Here is a 2,495-nt window from a genome sequence, read left to right on the forward strand (position 1 = left end):
CGACGAACCACTGGTCGGTGAGCCACGGTTCGATCACCGTCTGCGAGCGGTCGCCGAAGGGGACCGTGTGCACGATCTCCTCCTCTCGCTCGAGCAGGCCGGCGGCGTCGAGGTCGGCCACCACGCGCTTGCGGGCCTCGAAGCGGTCGAGGTCCCGATAGACCGCCGGCACGTTGGCGTTCAGCGTGCCGTCCGCGTTCAGAATGTTGATCGGCGGCTGGCCGTGCCGCCGCCCCACCTCAAAGTCGTTGAAGTCGTGGGCGGGCGTGATCTTGACCGCGCCCGTCCCCTTCTCCGGATCGACGTAGGCGTCCGCAACGACCGGGATCACCCGGTCGGTGAGCGGCAACCGGACATCGCGGCCGACGAAGTCCGCGGTCCGCGGATCCTCCGGGTGCACGGCGACGCAGGTGTCCCCCAGCATGGTCTCCGGGCGGGTCGTGGCCACCGTGACGTGGCCGTCGCCGTCGGCAAACGGGTAGCGGATGTACCAGAAGCCGCCTGTCGACCTCGAGGTCGGAGATCGCGGTGCGGAGCTGGGTATCCCAGTTCACCAGCCGCTTGTCGCGGTAGATCAGCCCTTCCCGGTGCAGGCGCACGAACACCTGCCGGACCGCGGCCGAGAGACCCTCGTCCAGCGTGAAGCGTTCGCGGGACCAGTCAGCGGATGCCCCGAGACGTCGCAGCTGGCGGTTGATCGTCCCGCCGGATTCCCGCTTCCATGCCCCGACGAACGCCTCGCGGCCGAGCGCCTTGCGGTCCGGGCCGCCCTCGTCCGCCAGCTGCCGCTCCACCACCATCTGGGTGGCGATCCCGGCATGGTCGGATCCCGGCTGCCACAGCACGTCCCGGCCGCGCATGCGCCAGTAGCGGCTGAGGACATCCTGCAGCGTCATGTTGAGCGCGTGCCCGATGTGGAGGCTCCCCGTGACATTGGGGGGCGGCATCATCACGACGAACGGATCCTGGGCGGAGTCCGGGTCGCAGGCAAAGGCGCCCGTGTCCTCCCAGGCCTGGTAGATGCGTGATTCCACGCTGGCCGGCTCGTACGCCCGGCCGATCCGTTGTTCTGGCATGGCTAGGTCGGTTCGTCGGAACGGGGGCCCTCAGGCCGGGATGCGAGCTCGGCCCGGAGCAGGTCGCGGACCGTTGCGTGGAGATTCTCGCGGAGCCACGCCCGGATCAACTCGTCCACCCGGCGGCGCACGTACTCATCGAGCGGGTTGTCGACGCGGGCCTCGAGGCCTGTGGACACCGGGCCTTCCGGATGCGGACCCGCCCGCTCCAGGTCGGCCCGGATCGCCTCCAGGGTCGCCTCGATCCGGTCCTGCGACGATGCGGTCACGAACCGCTCAGAGACCCCAGTGCTCGGCCGTCATCCGGCCGGTGGCTTGGAGCAGTCCGTAGGCTGCAACCTGCAGGACGTGCCGCGCCTCGTCGAGACGGTCCTCGGCCACCAGCAGCTCCTGGTTGGCGTTGAGCACATCGAGGGTCGTGCGGTTCCCGACTTCGGCCTCCCGGCGGACCCCCTCGGAGGCGATACGGTTCGCGCGGGCCGAGGATTCGAGCGCCGTGATCGTCTCGGAAGCACTGCGGAAGCGGTGCCACGCACCCAGTGCCTGCAGCCGGACGTTGCGCATCTCGGCATCGAGCTCGCGCCTCGTCCGCCCCAGCAGCTCCTCGCTGCTGCGCACCGCGGCATCGACGCGCCCGCCGGACCACAGCGGGACGGTGGCGCCGATCCCGACCGACAGGTCCGTCGATGACTCGAAGAACGTGTTCGGGTTGCGCGCGTAGGTGGCGCTCCCGGTCACGTCGAATGTCGGGAGGATCTCGAGCGCCATCGCGTCCTTGCCCCGGGTTGCCGCTTCCACGTTGGCCCGCCGCATGAGGACCGCCGGATGCAGGTGGACGGCACTGTCCTCTACCTCGATCTCGCTGGCGGGAACCGCCGGGAGCTCGTTCGGATAGGCCGCGTTCTCGGAGAAGTCGGAGCCGGTCGCCAGGCGGTATTCCCGGAGCGCATGGTCCAGATCCTGTTCCCGGTTGAGGCTGTCAGCCCGGCGGTCGGCCAGCCGCGCCTCGGCCTGGGCAACATCGGTCGGGGTCACGTCGCCGACCTGGAAGCGCTCCTGCGTCGCCTTGAGATCACTCTGCAACAGCTCCTCGCCCTTGACGGCCAGCTCCAGTCGGGCACGGGCGCGGAACACGTTCAGGTAGGCGATCACCGCGTCATGCAGGACCTGCTGCTCGACCACCTGCAGCCGATAGCGGGCGGCGCCGAGCAGGGACTGCTCCACCCCCACGCGCCCGCGGACCCGGCCGAAGTCAAACACCCGCTTCGAGAGCGACACCCGCGCCGACGTGAGGAGCGGCTTGGCCTCGCTCTGGCTGGACCCGCCGCTGGTCTTCGCCGTCCGTTCGGTCATCGAGGCGCCGAAGTTCCCGGTCGCCGTCAGGCTGTTCCCCAGCCCGACCTCGCTCACGCTGGCCTC

At 70.0% G+C, this 2,495-nt stretch carries 2 protein-coding genes and 1 pseudogene; all 3 read right to left on the reverse strand.

What is annotated here, in order from left to right; genetic code table 11:
• Positions 1-1,076, reverse strand: a pseudogene (locus J4G12_10320) (class I tRNA ligase family protein).
• Between the two features lie 2 nt (positions 1,077-1,078).
• Complete coding sequence (locus J4G12_10325) at positions 1,079-1,345, reverse strand: hypothetical protein (protein ID MCE2456185.1); 267 nt, start codon at positions 1,343-1,345, stop codon at positions 1,079-1,081.
• A 7-nt stretch (positions 1,346-1,352) separates the two neighbouring features.
• Positions 1,353-2,495: TolC family outer membrane protein (locus tag J4G12_10330; GenBank protein ID MCE2456186.1), on the reverse strand; the 1,143-nt coding region annotated here is incomplete at its 5' end.

It is taken from the genome of Gemmatimonadota bacterium (genome assembly GCA_021295815.1).
Lineage (GTDB): Bacteria > Gemmatimonadota > Gemmatimonadetes > Longimicrobiales > Gaopeijiaceae > JAGWBQ01.